Source organism: Stenotrophomonas terrae (genome assembly GCF_039674165.1).
Taxonomy (GTDB): Bacteria; Pseudomonadota; Gammaproteobacteria; order Xanthomonadales; family Xanthomonadaceae; genus Stenotrophomonas; species Stenotrophomonas terrae_A.
The window spans coordinates 23984-42259 of record NZ_JBDJMY010000018.1 but is presented as its reverse complement, the minus strand read 5'-3'; the positions used below and the strand labels follow the sequence as shown (position 1 = coordinate 42259).

13 protein-coding genes and 4 pseudogenes are annotated in these 18276 nt (G+C 64.1%); 9 read left to right on the top strand and 8 right to left on the bottom strand.

Annotated features, from left to right (window positions below; all coding sequences use genetic code 11):
• Positions 1–76: 76 nt before the first annotated feature.
• The 3 genes from ABE493_RS10210 (at position 77) to ABE493_RS10200 (ending at position 3361) form a co-directional block, all read left to right on the top strand.
• Positions 77–1789 (top strand): tetratricopeptide repeat protein, encoded by a 1713-nt coding sequence (locus ABE493_RS10210; protein WP_346498816.1) that lies wholly within the window; start codon positions 77–79, stop codon positions 1787–1789.
• Between the two features lie 42 nt (positions 1790–1831).
• Positions 1832–2650, top strand: coding sequence for a polyphosphate kinase 2 (ppk2, locus tag ABE493_RS10205; RefSeq protein ID WP_346498815.1), 819 nt, complete (start codon positions 1832–1834; stop codon positions 2648–2650).
• A 429-nt stretch (positions 2651–3079) separates the two neighbouring features.
• Positions 3080–3361, top strand: a complete 282-nt coding sequence (locus ABE493_RS10200) for a hypothetical protein (protein ID WP_346498814.1) — start codon at positions 3080–3082, stop codon at positions 3359–3361.
• A gap of 19 nt (positions 3362–3380) precedes the next feature.
• Here the strand turns inward: ABE493_RS10200 and ABE493_RS10195 are convergent, their stop codons facing one another.
• Positions 3381–3944, bottom strand: coding sequence for a TlpA family protein disulfide reductase (locus ABE493_RS10195; protein ID WP_346498813.1), 564 nt, complete (start codon positions 3942–3944; stop codon positions 3381–3383).
• Positions 3941–5215, bottom strand: a complete 1275-nt coding sequence (locus ABE493_RS10190; protein ID WP_346498812.1) for a YihY family inner membrane protein — start codon at positions 5213–5215, stop codon at positions 3941–3943. The genes ABE493_RS10195 and ABE493_RS10190 overlap by 4 nt, the downstream gene beginning before the upstream one ends.
• A gap of 78 nt (positions 5216–5293) precedes the next feature.
• Here ABE493_RS10190 and wrbA point away from each other — a divergent pair, with 78 nt between their 5' ends.
• From wrbA to ybaK, 4 genes are all read left to right on the top strand, one after another.
• Positions 5294–5887: an NAD(P)H:quinone oxidoreductase gene (gene wrbA, locus ABE493_RS10185; RefSeq protein ID WP_346498811.1), complete on the top strand. Its 594-nt coding sequence runs from the start codon at positions 5294–5296 to the stop codon at positions 5885–5887.
• Positions 5884–6228 (top strand): DUF2069 domain-containing protein, encoded by a 345-nt coding sequence (locus tag ABE493_RS10180; RefSeq protein ID WP_346498810.1) that lies wholly within the window; start codon positions 5884–5886, stop codon positions 6226–6228. Before wrbA ends, ABE493_RS10180 begins: the two co-directional genes overlap by 4 nt.
• Positions 6229–6724: 496 nt before the next feature.
• Entirely contained in the window at positions 6725–7210 is a 486-nt protein-coding gene (locus ABE493_RS10175; RefSeq protein WP_057628731.1) for an asparaginase domain-containing protein, read from the top strand.
• Complete coding sequence (ybaK, locus tag ABE493_RS10170) at positions 7211–7687, top strand: Cys-tRNA(Pro) deacylase (RefSeq protein ID WP_346498809.1); 477 nt, start codon at positions 7211–7213, stop codon at positions 7685–7687. It abuts the gene before it with no gap.
• Positions 7688–7774: 87 nt separating this feature from the next.
• On the opposite strand, the pseudogene ABE493_RS10165 reads toward ybaK, so the two are convergent.
• The 6 genes and pseudogenes from ABE493_RS10165 to sufT form a co-directional block, all read right to left on the bottom strand.
• Positions 7775–8002 (bottom strand): annotated as a pseudogene (locus tag ABE493_RS10165) (proprotein convertase P-domain-containing protein); the annotation flags it as partial.
• Between the two features lie 126 nt (positions 8003–8128).
• Positions 8129–9886 (bottom strand): annotated as a pseudogene (locus tag ABE493_RS10160) (S8 family peptidase); the annotation flags it as partial.
• A 463-nt stretch (positions 9887–10349) separates the two neighbouring features.
• Positions 10350–10574: pseudogene (locus ABE493_RS10155) on the bottom strand (proprotein convertase P-domain-containing protein); the annotation flags it as partial.
• A 141-nt stretch (positions 10575–10715) separates the two neighbouring features.
• Positions 10716–12449 (bottom strand): annotated as a pseudogene (locus ABE493_RS10150) (S8 family peptidase); the annotation flags it as partial.
• A gap of 332 nt (positions 12450–12781) precedes the next feature.
• Positions 12782–13882 (bottom strand): branched-chain amino acid aminotransferase, encoded by a 1101-nt coding sequence (locus tag ABE493_RS10145; RefSeq protein ID WP_346498808.1) that lies wholly within the window; start codon positions 13880–13882, stop codon positions 12782–12784.
• Between the two features lie 97 nt (positions 13883–13979).
• Positions 13980–14531 (bottom strand): putative Fe-S cluster assembly protein SufT, encoded by a 552-nt coding sequence (gene sufT / locus ABE493_RS10140; protein ID WP_346498807.1) that lies wholly within the window; start codon positions 14529–14531, stop codon positions 13980–13982.
• Between the two features lie 107 nt (positions 14532–14638).
• Between sufT and ABE493_RS10135 the strand changes: the two genes are divergently transcribed.
• Together ABE493_RS10135 and ABE493_RS10130 are read left to right on the top strand one after the other, a co-directional pair.
• The gene (locus ABE493_RS10135; RefSeq protein WP_346498806.1) at positions 14639–15061 is read left to right on the top strand and encodes a hypothetical protein; all 423 of its coding nucleotides are present in this window, start codon (positions 14639–14641) and stop codon (positions 15059–15061) included.
• A 153-nt stretch (positions 15062–15214) separates the two neighbouring features.
• Complete coding sequence (locus ABE493_RS10130; RefSeq protein ID WP_346498805.1) at positions 15215–18169, top strand: TonB-dependent receptor plug domain-containing protein; 2955 nt, start codon at positions 15215–15217, stop codon at positions 18167–18169.
• Positions 18170–18276: the final 107 nt, after the last annotated feature.

Genomic DNA, 18276 nt, shown 5'->3' with positions numbered 1-18276 from the left:
GCAAAATCAACAGCAACCCCTCCCCAACCCTCCCCTGCGCTACGCGCAAGGGAGGGAGCAGAGCCAGAACCAGACCATGACCAACGCCCCAAGCGAACGCGACCAACTCCGCCTTGCCGTCAGCCGCCAACCCGGTGACTTCATCGCCTGGGTGATGCTGGCCGATGCCGAGCTGGGCATCGGCGATGTCGCTGCAGGGGAAGCCGCCGCCTCAACAGCGCTGCAGCTGCGCCCGCAACACCCCGAAGCCCTTGCCCGCCTCGGCCGCGCCCGCTGGATGCAAGGCAGGCACGACGACGCCGCTGCCCTGCTGCAGCGCGCCTGCCAACTTGCTCCGCAGCATCCGGGCATGGCCTTGTGGCTGGGTCACGTGCTGGAAGACGCCAACCAACCCGAAGCTGCGGCCGAGGCGTATCGTCGCGCCCATGCACTGGCACCCGACGAAGCCTATATGGCCGCGCAGCGCCTGAACTGGCAGCGCCGGCTGTGTGACTGGCGAGACCTTGATGCACTCTCACAGCAGGTGCGCGGCGCTGTCGCGCAGGGCAATCCGGCCGTGGAGCCGTTTGCCTTTCTCAGCGAAGACGGCAGCGCCGCCGAACAGTTGGCCTGTGCACGGCAACGCGCCAGTGTGCTGGCCCAGTCGATTCCGCGCCTGCCGGCAGCCCAGCTGCGTACCCACGGTGCGCTGCGCGTGGGTTTTCTTTCCAATGGTTTCGGCGCGCACCCGACCGGCCTGTTGACGGTGGCGCTGTTCGAGCAATTGCGCGCACATCCGCAACTGCAGATCCATCTATTCGCCCTCAACAGCGACGATGGCAGCGCCATCCGCCAACGCCTGCACGCTGCCGCAGACCAGCTCCACGATCTCAACGGGCAAGCACACGCCGCCATCGCCCAGCGCATCCGCACTGCAGGCATCGATGTGCTGTTCGATCTGCGCGGCTGGGGCGGCGGCGGCACCCCGGAAGTACTCGCCATGCGCCCTGCCCCGCTGCAGCTGAACTGGTTGGCCTACCCCGGCACCTCCGGCGCACCGTGGATCGATTACATCGTGGCCGATGCGTTCGTGCTGCCGCCCGCGCTGGAGCCGGCCTTCAGTGAAAAAGTGCTGCGTCTGCCCCGTGCCTTCCAGCCCTCGGACAACACCCGCACGCTGCAAGCGGAGCCGTCGCGCAGTGACTGCGGCCTGCCCGACAGCGGCGTGGTGTTCTGCTGTTTCAACAACAGCTACAAGCTCAACCCGCGCAGCGTGGAACGGCTGCTGCAGATCCTTATCGGCGTGCCCGGCAGCGTGCTGTGGCTGTTGTCCGGCCCGGGCTTGGCCGACCAGCGCCTGCGCGAGGTCGCGCGCCAGCGCGGCGTGGATCCGGCGCGGCTGATCTTCATGGCCAAGCTGCCGCATCCGCATTATCTGGCCCGCTACCAACACGCCGACCTGTTCCTGGATACACACCCCTACAACGCGCACACCACGGCCTCCGACGCGCTCTGGGCAGGCTGCCCGGTACTGACCGCGCCCGGCAGCACCTTTGCCGCACGGGTAGCCGGCAGCCTCAATCATCACCTCGGGCTGGACGAGTTGAACCTCGCCGATGACCAGGCCTTCGTTGCCAGCGCAATTGCGTTGGGGAACGACGCAGACGCCCTGCAGAATCTACGCCAGCGGCTGGCCCATGCGCGCCAGCATTCCAATCTGTTCGACATGGCCGGCTTTGCCGCCGACCTTGCACAGCTGCTGCAGCAGCTTGCCAGCCGGCATGGCTGGCGCGGTGCAGACGCGGGCTGACATCTGCATGCGGTAGGCTCGGCGCATCCACAAGGAATGACCATGGGCAAGCTCAAGCGCAAAGAGTACGAAGCGTTGCTGGAACCAATGCAACTGGAACTGGCCAACATGGCGCGCTGGGCCCAGCATTGCGGGCAGCGGATACTGGTGCTGTTCGAAGGGCGCGACACCGCCGGCAAGGGCGGCGTCATCCAGGACATCGCCAAGCATGTGAACCCGCGTCAATGCCGGGTAGTGGCGCTGCCCAAGCCCAGCGAGCGCGAAGACGGCCAATGGTATTTCCAACGGCATATCGCGCACCTGCCTGCCGCAGGCGAAATCGTGTTGATGGACCGCAGCTGGTACAACCGCGCGGGCGTGGAGAAAGTGATGGGGTACTGCACCGATGCGCAGTACAAGGCCTTCCTCAAGCAGACCCCGGCATTTGAAAAACTGTTGGTGGACGATGGCATCCTGCTGTTCAAGTACTGGTTGTGCGTGGACCAGGAACAGCAGGAGAAGCGTTTTGCCGAGCGCCGCGACGACCCGCTCAAGGGCTGGAAGCTGTCGCCGATCGACCTGAAATCACGCCAGGAATATGCCGCCTACACCCAGGCCCGCGAGGCCATGCTGGAGGCCACCCACAACGGGCATGCACCGTGGACGCTGGTGGATTTCAATGACCAGAAGCGCGGCCGTTTGACAGTGATTCGCGACCTGCTCGATCGCCTGCCCGACACCCACATCGAGGAGCCGCTGATCGAGCTGCCACCGTTGCCGGGCAAACCGAAAAAAGAGAAGTACGGAGCGGTGAAGCCGATCCCGGCATTCGTGCAGGATGAGGACATCGCCAAGCCAAAGCGCGCCTCAAGTTCCTTGTAGGAGTTGCGGTAATACCGAGCCATGCTCGGCAGAAGCACTACAAATCATCCCGCAGCGCTGCGGTAGTGCCGAGCCATGCTCGGCAGGGGCACTACCGACCATCCTGTGAACGCTGCGGAAGCAGCGTCAGCCGGGAAGCTGGCAACGCGGGAAGATCAAAGGCTCACCCCTCCCCAACCCTCCCCTTCGCTACGCGAAAGGGAGGGAGCTGTTCTCGGCGATCTGCCAGAGGGAGGGAGCTGTTCTTGACGATCTGCCAGAGGGAGAGAGCAGCCCTCAACGACCTGCCAAAGGGAGGGAGCTGCTCTCAACGATCTTCCAGGCGGCAGCGAAAGCTGCTTTCACCCCCTCCCTTTCGCGCAGCGAAGGGGAGGGTTGGGGAGGGGTAAGCTCTGGCAAGCAATGTCGCCACACCAGGCCACCCTGCCAATGCTCAACACCATCCTGCGCCGCACATTTCTCGCTTTCATCTGCGCAACAGCGGTAGCTGCAGCTCCCATTGCGTTCATGCTGTATCGCGACTGGCGCTTCGCTTATTCCTTCCATGTCGCCGCTGGCGTCGCCCCGCCGCCTTACCAGCCCGGCATCCTGGTCTTCGGCACTGTCCCGCAATGGCTGTCGCTGGCAGCCGCACTCCTTGTGCTGTGCGGCCTCGCGGCAACCCTATGGACGTGGCTTGAACATGGAACGCGGCGGCGCAGGCAGCCATAGCTGCCCAGCAACAGCTGACTTACACCGCCTTGCCACCGGCAGCCACGATTGCCTGCTCGATCTCATGGGCATTCACCGGCCCCAGGAACTGCTTGGCGACCTTGCCGTCCGGTCCGATCAGGTACGTCATCGGCAAGCCACGCGGGGTGGCGAAATCCTTCGGCGGGCTGAAGGTGTCGATGATGGCGATTGGATAGGCCACCGGATGCTCCTTCAGGAAGGCCTGCATCTCGTCCAGCTCGATGTCTTCATACGCCAACCCCACCACTTCGACGTTGCTGCGCATGGCGTGCAAGGCCGACAACTCCGGCATTTCCTGCAGGCAGGGAGCGCACCAGGTGGCCCAGAAATTGACCACCACCCACTGCCCACGGTGACTGGCCAGGTCATAGGTCTTGCCGTCCACCGTCGGCACCTGCAGCTGCGGTATTTCAGCCGTCTGCTGGACCACGCTGGGCTGCTCGGGGGCTGGCGCAGCAGGCGCCTCGGGCGCGGACGGCGCCGCAGCAACCGGCGCCGGGTCCGGCTTGCAGGCTGTCAGCGCCAGTACCAGCAGCACGGACGGAAGGTATTTGGCGGTCATCGGCTATCTCCACGCTCTACATAAATGTCGTCCACACGGCGCTTGAGCAGTTCGCGCAACGGTAGACGTAGTTGATCCAGGGCACTGCAGGCCGCTTGCCCGAGGCTGTCCTCGCGCATCGGCAGGTATTCCTCGGCCACCGGAATGCGCAGCTGCGAGCTTTCATACAGGTCATGCAGGCTGATGCTGTCCAGGTCGCGCGCCAGCAGCCATTCGCCGCGTTCATCACGGCGCAGCACACCGATGCTTTCCATCTGCTCCAGCAGCTGCTGCAACAGGGAGTCGGTGAGCATGGGTTCCTGCAGCAGAATCTGGTCTTCATCCAGGCCCCGACCCTGCTGCCGCGCCTCGCGGAAACGCCCCAACAGCCGCAGCAGCCCATACAGTTCACATCCCTGCGGCAACCGCAACGCCGCCGGTTGATAGCGGAACGCGGCCACTGACGAGGCCAGCGATGCGCCCAGCAATACCGAAACCCAGCTCAGGTAGATCCACAGCAGCAGGATCGGCACGAACGCCACCGTGCCGTAGAGCTTCTGATAGGACTGGAAGCTGCCCAGGTACAGGCCCATGCCCCACTTCACCAGCTCCAGCATCAACACCGCCAGCAATGCGCCGGGAATGGCGTGCCGCCATTTCACCGTGTGGTGCGGCACCACCCGGTAGATCAGCACCACACAGAAGAACTCGATCAATACCGGCGCCAGGCGCAGGCCCAGATCGGCCAGCCAGCGGCCTTCGGTGGTGCCGAATAGCGGCAAGGACAGGACCTTCGCCGATACCGCCAGGGACGCGGCGGCCAGTAGGGCGCCCAGCGTCAACACCGTCCAATAAACCAGGAAGCGGGTCAGCTGCGGCCGCGCCGAGGCTACCCGCCAGATTCGGTTGAAGGTCTGCTCCACGCTGTTGAGGGTGATCAGCAGCGATACCACCAAGGCCAGGAAACCGGCGGCGGTCAGCTGCCCGGCACTGGCCGAGAACTGCCGCAGATAGCCCTCGGCCGCGCGCGCCGCCGACGGTACGAAGTTGGAGAACACGTAGTCGCTGAGCGCCTCGCTCCAGCGGTCGAACATCGGGAACGCAGACAGCACACCGAATACCACGATCGCCAGCGGCACCAGCGCGAATACCGTGGTGTAGGCCAGCGAGCCGGCCGCCTGGAACAGGCGGTCATCGATGAAGCGCTTCCACAGGAAGCGCCCGAAACTGGCGTTGCGCGCCCGGTCACGCAGGCGCTCCATCCATAGATTGAGTGAATCCAAAGGTTCCATCTGGCAAGGGTACCCGATGCAAAGCGCGGCCCGCATCGTTGATACTGCCGGCTCCTGCAAGATTGAGTGAACGGTGCGATGGCGGAAATTCTGGTGCTTTACTACAGCCGTGGCGGCTCGGTGGCGCGGCTGGCGCGGCAGATCGCCCGCGGTATCGGCGAGGTGCCGGGCATGAGCGCCCGCCTGCGTACCGTGCCGCCAGTGGCCGCAGTCACCCAGACCACTGCCCCGCCCGTCCCCGAAGACGGCGCCCCTTATGTGGAAATAGCCGATCTGGCCGAATGCGATGGCATCGTGCTGGGCAGCCCTACCCGCTTCGGCAACATGGCCGCGCCGGTCAAGCATTTCCTCGATGGCCTGGGCGCGGAATGGGTCAATGGCACCTTAGCTGGCAAGCCGGCGGCGGTATTCACCTCCACCGCCTCGATGCACGGGGGCCAGGAATCGACGCTGCTGTCGATGCACCTGCCGCTGCTGCACCACGGTTGCCTGATCGTCGGCATCCCCTTCACCGAACCGGCATTGAGCCATACCACCAGTGGCGGCACCCCTTATGGCGCCAGCCACGTGGCCGGCACCCAGGCCGACTCCCAGCTCACCGACGACGAAGCCCAGCTGGCAAGAGCACTGGGGCATCGGGTAGCCGATATCGCCCGGCGGCTGGGCCGATGAACCGGCGCACGCGCGATCTGGTCCTCGCCGCCTCACTGGCACTGCTGGCCGGGCTGTATGCGTGGTGGTTCCGCGCAGACCGCCATCTGCTGGCGGTGGCGCTGGTGTTCGTGGCGCCGCCGGCACTGCTGTTGCTGGGGGTATTGGCACAGCGCGCGGCCGCGCGTTTCTGGGCCGGGGTATTCGCCCTGTTCTGGTTCAGCCATGGCGTGATGAGTGCCTGGAGCCACCGCGACACCGCCCTCTACGCCTGGATCGAAATCGCCCTGGCACTGCTGATCGTGGCCCTGGTCAGCGTACCCGGCATGCGCGCCCGCTTTGCCGCCAAAAAGGCCGGCTAAACCCACTGTAGGGCCGAGCCATGCTCGGCTGGAGCTTTCTCGGCCCCCCTCCCCTGTAGAGCCGAGCCATGTTCGGCTGAGGCTTGCCGAGCAACCCTCCCATGTAGAGCCGAGCCACGCTCGGCTGGAGCTTTCCCGGCAAACCTCCCGTGTAGAGCCGAGCCATGCTCGGCTGGGGCTTTCCCGGCGATGTGTCACCAGCCTCTGTGGGAGCGGCATCAGCGGCGAAGCCACTGATCCTGCAGGTTGCGGGCCAGTCTTCGGCTTTGGCTGTACTGGCTTCGCGGCTTACGCCGCTCCTACAGACGGCTCTGCGGTAGTGCCCAACTGCGGTGAGGCCCCAGCCGAGCATGGCTCGGCTCTACCAATGACCAATGACCAATGACGCCTCGGCTTGATGCCAGGCAATGACATGGCCCGGCGCTGCCGACCGCATTATCATCTGCAACATCGCGGCCTGTGCCGCTGGCAGTCACCGCAAGGATTTACCGCAATGATGGAAGAACTCCTGATCGTCACCACCGGTGGCACGATCGACAAGATCTACTTCGACGACAAGTCCGACTACCAGATCGGCGACCCGCAGATCGGCATGATTCTGCGCGAGCTGGGGGTTACCTTCCGTTTCAACGTGATCCCGATCCTGCGCAAGGACTCGCTGCATATCAGCGACGACGACCGCGAGCTGATCCGCGCCACCATCGCCGCACAGCCAACCCGCCACGTGCTGGTCACCCACGGTACCGATTCGATGGTAGCCACCGGCAAGGTGCTGGCCACCATCCCCGGCAAGACCATCGTGATGACCGGCGCGCTTAGCCCGGCACGTTTCCGTGGTTCCGATGCCGAGTTCAACATCGGCTGCGCGATCGGCGCGGTGCAGTCGCTGCCGGAAGGTGTCTACATCGCCATGAACGGCCGCATCTGGAACCCGGAGCAGGTCCGCAAGAACGTGGACGCCAACCGCTTCGAATCGCTGTAAGTGGCCAAAAGCACCCGCGCTACCGCCGCGTTGGACAAGGCAGGCATCGCCCATGGCGTGCATGCCTATGACTACTCGGCCGATGTCGACAGCAAGGGGCTGGCGGCAGCGCAGGCGCTGGGCATCGCCCCGGCGCGCATGTTCAAGACCCTGATGGCGTGGGTGGACAAGCAGCCGCTGATCGCGGTGATTCCCTCCGACCAGCGCCTGTCATTGAAAAAGCTTGCCGCCCATTGTGGCGGCAAGCACGCACAGATGATGGAAGTACCCGAGGCCGAGAAGCGCAGCGGTTACAAGGTAGGCGGCATCAGCCCGTTCGCACAGCAGCGTCCGGCCACGGTGGTGTTCGCCGCCAGCGCCCAACAGCAGCAAACGCTGTACATCAATGCCGGCCAGCGTGGCCTGCTGTTGGATATCGCCCCAGCCGACGCCTTGCAGGTATTGCAGGCGCGCTGTGCGGATATCTGCGAAGACTGAGCAGCGGCCCCCGCCACTGCCCCTGCCGCGAACACCAGCGCACGTGCAGCAACCCGCTCCGCTCCGGTTTGCCTCCGGCGGCTTGATCTAGAACGTGATCGACCAGCCATTCAGACGCCCGCTGTCACCACTGGCCTTGTCATGCACACGCAGCGTCCACGTACCATTCAATGGCTCAGTGGAAAGATCGACCTCGAAGGTCTGCTTGATGTCATCGGCACTGCCACCTTCATAGTTGCTAAGCAGGTAGGCGCTGCCGTCCGGTGCAATCAACTCCACTTTCAGATCGCCGCGCCAACTGTGGTTGATATCCACCTGCACCGCTGTGGCAGCTGGTGCGTTGGCACTGCGGCCGGCGACGGTGATGGCACTGTCCAGCGTGCCGTTGTCCAGGATGTCCATGAGCTCACTGCTGCGATAGGTCTGGGCAGGAACCAGGCCCCAGCTTGCCTTCAGGCTGACCTCCGAATACCTGCTGTATCCACTCACCATCACATGGTAGGTACCTGCAACCGGAGCGGGAAAACTGCAGCTCTCACCATTGCCGCCACGGAACGGGCGGCAATCGAACACCGAACTGTTCGGCCGGCTGCCGGCCCTGACATACAGGTCAGCATCACCCGCGCCGCCGCTGATGCTGATCAGCAGGTTGGACGCCCCTGACGGAAGCTGCGCCGTGTAATAGCGGTTGCTGCCCTTGCTGCCGCTGACGCCGGTCACCGCAACGCCATTGTCCAGCGCAGTATCTGGCTCAGGTTCGGGCTCAGGCGGCAGCGTAGCGCTCATTGCCGCTGTCACTGCGGCCTGTGCATTGACGATACCGGCACCAATCGGCCTGTCCGGCGTCCGTGGAAACGGCGTGGCGGTAGCCTTGATCAAGGCTTCAAGTTGCGCCGGTGTCTTTGCAGGATCCGATACCTGCTGCACCAGCGCCACCACACCGGCCACATGCGGTGCCGCCATCGAGGTCCCACCGCTGTAACCATAGCTTTCAACCGAGGGCGCCGTGCTGCCGCTGTTGAACGTTGAAACAATAGTGCTGCCTGGCGCGGCCACATCCACCAACGGGCCAAAATTGGATTGCTGGGTGCTGCTCCAGATCGAGCGTTTGCCGTCGCTGTCGCTGGCACCCACCGCGATCACATTGTCGCAGTTGGCCGGTGCCGAATTGCTCGCATTGACGTTGCCATTGCCGGCGGCGATGACCAGGGTTGCGCCGTTGGCCAGCGCGCTGTTGATCGCCGTCTGGAACGTGGTGCCACAGGCGCCTCCGCCGCCCAGGCTCAGATTGATCACCTCGGCCGGGTTTGCATTGGTGGGCACGCCGTCCACCTCCCCGCCCGACGCCCAGACAATCGCATCGGCGATATCGGACGTATAGCCGCCGCAGCGGCCCAGTACGCGTACCGGCACGATGCGGGCGGCCGGTGCGACACCGGCAACGCCCTTGCCATTGTTGGCAACCGCCGCAATCGTGCCGGCCACGTGGGTACCGTGCCAACTGGAGCTCCACGCATCGTGGCTGCCGCCACACTGCTTGGCTTCCACCCAATCACCCGGATCGCGCGCATCCGCATCACGCTCATCCCCATCGTTGGCCATCGCCGCATCGCTGATGAAGTCGTAGCCCGGCAGGACATTGGCAAGCAGGTCGCTGTGCTCGGCGATGCCGGTGTCCAATACCGCCACCACCACGCCTGCACCGGTGGCGTCTTCCCAAGCCGGCACCAGATTGATGCCAAAGCTACCGGCAAGACCCCACTGCTCTGCGAAACGCGGATCATCCGGGGCTGCGCTGATGCCGAGACGACGGTCGATCTCGACGTACTCGACGTTGCGATCTGCCGCCAGCCTGCGCATCAACACTTCGCTCTCGACGTGATCCAGCGGCACTTCGGAACGCACCAGCTCCGCGCCGCCAGCCAAGCGGCGCAGGTGTTGCAGGGCTACCGGCCTGCCAGCACGCAGCGGCAAAGCACGCGAGGCAGCATCCAGAACGTTCGGCAGCACGGCTGTAGCAGCTTGAGTACTTTCCTGACGAAGCTTGACGATGAATTGCTGGTGCGTCGGCGCTGCGTACAGACCCGCCCGCTGCACATCGCCGGCAACCGCTGGCGGGCATAGAAACAGGCAGGACCACAACGCACTGCCAACCGCTGCAACGCCACGACGAAGCACACACTGCGATATCGAAGACATGATTCGGCCCTTCTGCAGAGGAGGACGCCGCCAATGCGGCATCTGTGCCGGGCAGACGTCGCCGTGTGGACAGCAACGCTCGCCAGGAGGGAACTGCGCGGGCCTGCCCGCTGTCATTGGCCCGTCCGCAGACACTAGGCATTCGCCGTTGCCACTCCCATCGGAGTAACCCTGAAACCTCTGTATCCGACGGCCTCGAAGCGGCAGCCATCCGCGAGAAAGCACCCATCAGTCATGGATGATTCTGCGTTCGCCTTGTCCTCAAGTTAGCGGCGCGCTGCAGGTCCGCGCCGAACGCTCTTCCCGCCATTGGCTGGCACCGCCGGTACGCACAGCTGCAACGCCGCACCCCAAACCGGCGAACATGAGAAGGCCCCGGCACTATCGCCGGGGCCTTGAGCTTGCACGGCGCAGCGATGGCATCTTCCTGATGCCCATCACCACGCAACTTCCCTCTGCTCGATCAGAAGGTGACCGACCAGCTGTTGATGCGGCCGGTGTCGCCGCTGGCCTTGTCGTTGACGCGCAATTTCCAGCTGCCGTTGAGGGCTTCGCTGGACAGGTTCACGTTGAAGGTCTGCTTGATGTCATCGGCGCTGCCGCCGGCATAGTTGCTCAGCACATAGACGCTGCCATCGGGCGCCACCAGATCCACCTTCAGGTCGCCCTTCCAGGTGTGGCTGATATCCACCGCCACCGGTGTGGACGCCGCTGCATTGCCAGTGCGGCCGGAGACCGCAATCGCGCTTTCCACCGTAGCGTTGTCGAGGATGTTGACCACGCCTGTATTGCTGTAGGTCTGCACACCACCACTGCCACCGCCGGTACTCCAGCTGGCCTGCAGGCTGAGGCCGGAGAACGCCGAGTACGCGGACAACATCACGTGGTAGGTGCCTGCCACCGGTGTTGCGAAGCTGCAGCTCTCAGCGTTGCCGGTCTTGTAGGGGCGGCAGTCGTAGGTGGAGGTGGTCGGCTGGCTGCCGGCGCGCACGTACATGTCCGCATCACCGCTGCCACCAGAGCTGGCAACCACCAGATTGGTGGCCCCGGCCGGCACCTGCACGGTGAAGAACTGGGTGCTGCTGGCCGCGCCGGCAAGTCCGGTGATCGGCACGCCGTTGTTCAACACCGTGCCGCCCGGGTTCGGGTTGCCACCGCCGTTGGCCGCATCCACCACCGCCTTGGCATTGAGGATGCCGGGGCCGATGGTTTGCGAAGGCGTGGACGGGAAGGCGGTGACATTGGCCTTGATCAAGGCTTCCACCTGCGCCGGTGTCTTCGGCGTGGTTGCCACCGCCTGCAGCAGTGCCACAACGCCTGCCACATGCGGGGTCGCCATCGAGGTGCCGTTGTAGGCGGCGTAGCTCTCCGAACCGGGCGTGGTGGTGCCACTGTTGAGCGTGGACAGGATGTTGGAACCCGGCGCGGCGATATCGATCAGGGCACCGTAGTTGGAGAAGCTCGAACGTGCGCCGGTGCTGGTGATCGATGCCACCGCGATTACATTGTTGCAGTTGGCCGGCGAGGCGTTGGAGACATTGGTGTTGTCGTTGCCGGCAGCAATGACCAGCGTGGTGCCACGGCTGACCGCGCCATTGATCGCCGCCTGCGTGGTGCTGCCGCAGGCGCCGGAGCCGCCCAGACTGAGATTGATCACCTCGGCCGGATTGGCATTGGCCGGCACGCCGCTGACGCTGCCGCCGGACGCCCAGACAATGGCATCGGCGATATCCGAGTCATAACCACCGCAGGTACCCAGCACGCGCACGGGCACGATCTTGGCGCCGTACGCCACGCCAGCAACGCCCTTGGCATTGTTGGTGACCGCGGCGATGGTGCCGGCCACATGCGTGCCGTGCCAGCTGGAGTTCTGCGCGGCATGGATGCCGCCGCATTGGTTGGCGGTGATCCAGTCACCCGGGTCACTGGGGTCGTTGTCGCGGCCATTGCCATCGTTGGACACGGTGGTGTCGTTGATGAAGTCATAGCCGGGCAGCAGGTTGGCGGCCAGGTCGCTGTGGCTGGTGATGCCGGTGTCCAGCACCGCCACCACCGAGCCGGCGCCATTGGTTACATCCCAGGCCTGGTTGGCCTTGATGCCATAGGTGCCGGAATAACCCCATTGTTCGCCGTAGCGGGTGTCGTTGGGGGTCAGGCTGATGGTGTTGAGGCGGTCGACCTCGACGTATTCGACGTTGGGGTCGGCCGCCAGCTTGCGCATCAGCGTTTCAGCATCGGCACGGTCGAGCCTGGCGTCGGCGCGGACCACATCCGCGCCCACCGCAAGCCGCCGCATATGCTGCACGCCGATGCTCTTGCCGGCGCGTGCCGGCAGCGCGCGAGCGGCCGAGGCCAGGGTTTTCTGCAGGGCTGCATCGCCGGCGGCCTGGCGGCTGTCCTGACGGTATTTGACGATGAAGCGCTGATGCGTCGGCGCGGAATCCAGCCCGGCCAGATGCACATCACCGGCCCAGGCCGGCGCACACAGAAGCAGGGAAGACAGCGAAGCAGTGCCAACGACTACCAACCCACGAGCAAACGCACGGTGTGATCTGGATGACATTGTTGAACCCTTCTGCATTGGAGGATGCCGCGAACGCGGCGCCGTCCCACCCGGGCGTGTGGCGATTTCGATAGCGCTGGTTGCCCGGGTAGAACTACCCGAACCAGTCCCCTGTTACCGATCCGTGGGCGGACAGTAAATGGCGGCTGAACCGATGACAAGAGGGTTACAACAGAAACCGTTGTTCCGTCACGTTTACGTACGTGATTGATTCGTAAAGAATATTTACAAATCCCTTGGTACCACTGGCTGCAGCGCCGGGCGTCCGGACAAAGAAAAACCCGCTGCGACATTCGCCGCAGCGGGTTTGATCAGCAACCGAACCTGGCCGCTCAGGCGTCCAGGCGCACCAGCCAACCGTGACGGTCCGGCTGACGGCCGTACTGGATGTCGGTCAGTTCCTTGCGCAGCGACATGGTGACTTCACCGGCCGGCGCGTTGAGGTCGCCCACCGAGAAATCTTCGCCCTTGAGCTGGCCGATCGGGGTGATCACCGCAGCGGTACCGCAGGCAAACACCTCGGTGATTTCGCCCGAGCTCACGCCCTGCTTCCACTCATCGATGGTGACCTGGCGCTCTTCCACGTTCATGCCACGGTCGCGGGCCAGCTGCAGCAGCGACTCGCGGGTGATGCCTTCCAGGATGCTGCCCGACAGCGCCGGGGTAACCAGCTTGTTTTCCTTGCCGTAGACCAGGAACACGTTCATGCCGCCCAGTTCTTCCAGGTACTTGCCTTCGACCGGGTCAAGGAACAGCACCTGCGAACAACCCTGCGCCTGCGCCTGCTGCTGCGGCAACAGCGAAGCGGCGTAGTTGCCACCACACTTGGCCGCACCGGTGCCGCCCTTGGCAGCGCGCGCGTAGTCGGTGGACAACCAGATCGCCACCGGCGCCACGCCCTTGGCGAAGTACGGGCCAGCCGGGCTGGCGATCACGTAGTAAGTAGCCTTGTGCGCACCGCGCACGCCGAGGAAGGCTTCATCGCCAATCATGAACGGACGGAAGTACAGGCTGGCCTCATCGGCATCGGACACCCAGTCCTTGTCCAGCGCGACCAGCTGCTTGAGCGACTCGACGAAGATGTCAGCCGGCAGTTCCGGCAGCACCAGACGCCGCGCCGAACGCTGCAGACGCGCCGCATTGGCTTGCGGACGGAAGGTCCACACCGAGCCATCGGCGTGACGGTAGGCCTTGATGCCTTCGAAGATTTCCTGGCCGTAATGCAGCACGGCAGCAGCCGGATCCAGCGAAATCGGGCCATACGGCGTTACCGCCGCGTCGTGCCAACCGGTGTCCTTGTCCCAGCGTACGGCCACCATGTGGTCGGTGAAGTGCAGACCAAAGCCCGGCTTTTCCAGGATTTTGGCGCGCTCCTCGGCGCTACGCGGATGATCCGAACGGGTGACATCGAAGCTCAACGAAGACTGGGACACCGGATAATTCCTTCCAGATTGCGGGATGGGACAGCCCCGGGGCCACAGCGGCGCAGGGGGTGCAGCACAAACCGTTACCGGCAGCGCCGGCACGGGCTTACAGCATGCCAGTTTCCAGGCGCGCCGCCTCGGACATCATGTGACGCCCCCATGGCGGATCGAACACCAGATCGACGTCGGCCTGGGCCACGGTCGGAATCATTTCCAGCTTGCTGCGCACGTCATCGACCAGGATCTCACCCATGCCACAGCCGGGTGCGGTCAAGGTCATCTTGACGTCAACTTCGCGCTGGCCGTCGTCCAGGTGCTTGATATCCACTTCGTAGATAAGCCCAAGATCGACGATGTTGAACGGAATTTCCGGGTCGAAACAAGTGCGCAATTGCTCCCACACCAGCTTCTCGACGTCTTCGTCGCCGGCGTCGTCGGGCAGTTCCAGCCCCGGCGGTGGCTCCTTACCGATGGCATCGCCGTCCTTGCCGGCGATACGGAAGAGATTGCCTTCGACAAACACCGTATAGCTGCCACCCAGCGCCTGGGTGATATAGCCATAACTGCCGGCCGGTAGGGTCACGCTATCGCCCTGCGGCACCATCACGGCCGGGCAATCACGCTCAAAATGGACAGGTTCGCTGCTACGGGAATACATGTAGATCGATATGGGGACGCGGTGGCTACCCGCAATGCCCCCATTTTATCCGACTGGGCGTACTCGCCGCTGAAACGCTATGCTGCGGAATCTGTTCGGGAATACCCATGTCGCCAGTTTCCACGCCAGCCAGCCCCACCCGCCACTGGCTCTGGCCCATTTTATTGTTGCTGGGAAGCATCACCCTCACCATCGCCTGGCTGCTGGTCGCCTTGAGCACCGGCACCCAGGCCGGCTGGATGGCGATATTCGCTGCGCTGGAAGCCGCTTGGATGCTGCGTCTGGGGACTTTCCGCCCCGGCGTGGCGCGCATCACCCTGACCATCTTCACAACCCTGCTGATCACCCTGGTGGCCAACTGGGGCATCGCTGCGGCCTACGTGGGCGGACCAATGGGCCTGACCCCATGGGAATCGGCGCTGCGCATGGGGCCCCATTTCGCCTGGACGCTGCTGTCGCTGGCCAACGGCCTGGGCGAGCTGATCTGGCTGGGCATCGCGCTGCTGGTGGGCTGGCGCTCGGCGCGCTGAATCCCGGTTGCGCACAGCCTTGCCCCGAGTTTGCGGGCAAGTGAAACAAAATGTGCGTTTTTGCACATTGGGCGCAGTCTGATCCGCACAATACTCACGGTTAAAAATTTGTAATTTCGTGACTCCCTCGCACCATTCTGCGGAGAGTCATACGTGAGTATCCAGCCACTGAGTCAAGCTGTTCGCCGCGCCCTGCTACCCATTTCGACGGCGGCCCTTGCATTGGGAGCAACGGGCAGCGCCCTCGCCCAGGAGACTGCTCCGAAGGAAGAGGCCACCAACCTGGACCGGATCCAGGTCACCGGCTCGCGCATCAAGCGCGCCGACCTGGAAACCTCCAGCCCTGTATTCACCATTGACCGCCAAAGCATCGAAAGCTCCGGCGCAGCCACGGTGGGCGAATTCCTGCAGCGCACCCCGGCCATCGCCGGTGCCGCAACCAATCCCCAGGTCAACAACGGTGGCGGCGCAGGCGCTGCGACGGTCGACCTGCGCGGACTGGGCGTGAACCGCTCGCTGGTGCTGGTGGACGGCAAGCGCTGGATCGGCACCATCTCCAACGCCAATGGCGCGGTGGACGTGAACTCCATCCCGATGGCGCTGATTGAACGCGTGGAAGTTCTGAAGGATGGCGCCTCGGCCATCTATGGCTCCGATGCGATCGGCGGCGTGGTCAACTTCATCCTGCGCAAGGATTTCGAAGGCGTGGAAGCCAGCGCGTTCTACGGCATTTCCTCGCGCGGTGATGCCGATACACAGCGCTTCGATGCCACCTTCGGCCTGGCCGGTGAAAAGGGCCACCTGATGCTGGGCGCCAGCTATGACAAGGAAGACTCGGTCAGCGCTGCCGACCGCAGCTATTCCAGCCAGCCTTACCAGTTGTATGCCGGTGAAAAGGGGATTGGCGGTACCAGCCGCATCCTGACCGGCCGCTATGTGGTGCCGCGTGATGTCGCCATTGCCCGCGGCACTACCTTGGATGCGAACTGCGCCCAACCCAGTGCTACCAACCCCAACCCCAACGTCGTGTTGACCCGCATCGACGGGCAACCGGGTACCTCGGCGTCGAACTTCCGCTGCTTCAACGGCAATACCGACACCTACAACTTCCAGTCCGATGGCAACCTCAACCTGACCCCGCAGGAACGCACATCGTTGTTCATGAGCGGCAACTACCAGCTCACCGACAACATCGAAGCCTTCATGCTCGGTTCGTGGATGCGCACCGAGTCGTCGTTCTTCATCGCCCCGCTGCCGTTCGACGGCCGCGCCGATGTCGATGACGTGATGATCAGCAAGGACAGCCTCTACAACCCGTTCGGCGTGGACATCACCGATGCGCGCCTGCGCCTGCGTGATTTCATCCCCACCCGCACCACGCGTTTCGAAACCGAGACCTACCAGATCACCGCTGGCCTGCGCGGCGTGTTCGGCGACAGCACCTGGAGCTGGGATGCGTCCTATGGTTACGGCCGTACACCGCAGTCCTCCACCGTGCGCGGCTATCTGATCGGCCAGGGCCTGAACGATGCGCTGGGCCCGTCGATGATCGACCCGGCTACCGGCAACCCGATCTGCGTGCGCACACCCGGCAATGCGGCAACTGCCATCAACGATTGCATCCCGGTCAATTTCATGGGGCCGGCGCCGGACCCGAACACGCCGACCGGGCAGGCACAGCTGGCCGCATTGGAGTTGATCAACCCGACCATCCACAGCACCAGCGAAAATGACCTGAAGGTCTTCAACGCCAACGTCACTGGCGACCTGTTCACCATGCCCGCAGGCGCGGTCTCGCTGGCTGTCGGCGTGGAGCGCCGCGTCGAGTCGGCCAGTTCCAGCGCCGACTTCCTGACCATCATCCCGCCGGGCAAGACGGTTTGCCGCATCACCCAGGAAGCCTGTACCGGCGGCGACATCGACGGCAAATTCGACGTCAACGAAATCTATGCCGAGGCCCTGATCCCGCTGTTGGCCGACGCCCCGTTCGCGGAGAAGCTCAACGTATCGCTGGGCACCCGCTATTCGGACTACTCCAACTTCGGCGGCACCACCAACTCCAAGATCGGCGTGGAGTGGAAGCCGTTCTCCGACCTGCTGATCCGTGCCACCTATGCCGATGTCTTCCGCGCCCCGACCATCGGCGACCTGTACTCACCCACGGTGCCCAGCGCCAACACCTATGCCGACCCGTGCAATGGCTATGAAGGCGGCAACCCGGTGGCCTGCGCCGGCGTACCCGCCGACGGCTCCTTCCAGCAGAGCGGCAACCAGGTGACGTCGTTCCAGGTCTCGGACCCGAACCTGCAGCCGGAAGAAGGCGACGTGCTGACCTACGGTTTTGTCTACAGCCCCAGCTGGCTGGAGGGCTTCAGCGTCACTGCCGATTACTGGCGAGTGAAGTTGAACGATTTCATCGTCAACCTGCCGGAGAACATGCTGCTCAACCAATGCTTCAACTTCGGCCGCTTCTGCGACACCTTCATCCGCGACGCCAATGGTGACGTTGCGCAGATGACCAACCTGATCGGCAACTATGGCTCGATGAAGACCTCCGGCATGGACCTGGGCTTCCGCTATCAGCTGCCGGAAGGCGCATGGGGCAAGCTGGTGTGGAACCTGGACACCACCTATCTGGCGCAATACGACGTGCAGTTGGTGTCAGGCGACCCGACCAGTGATGTCGGCGCGTTCCCGGGTATCCCGACCAGCACCGGCCTGGCCGGCACCTTCGTCGACAACGCCTCCTCGGGCTTCGGCAACATGGCCCGCTGGCGCGCGCTCAACGATCTGACCTGGTCACGCGGCAACCTGAGTGCCAGCCTGACCACGCGCTATGTGCACCATGTCTACGAAGCGCCGGATGTGGCCGACGTGAAGGATCCGGGTTACGTCGCCAAGCGGCGGGTGCCGTCCTACACCCAGACCGATCTGCAGATCGGTTACCGCTTCGAGGACCTGAAGAACAGTTCCATCCAGATCGGCGTGCGCAACCTTACTGACCGCCAGCCGCCGTTGATCTATTCTGGCTTCAACGCCTCGACGGACATGCGGACCTACGATGCAATCGGCCGTTTCTACTGGATGCGCTGGACTGCCCGCTTCTGAGCCCGCACCAGCAACAGGCACATCCGCCGCGGCCAGTGCCGCGGCGGATGTTCATGGCAATGATCTGCGCCACTACATACGCAGCTATGACCACAGTTTGCCGGCAG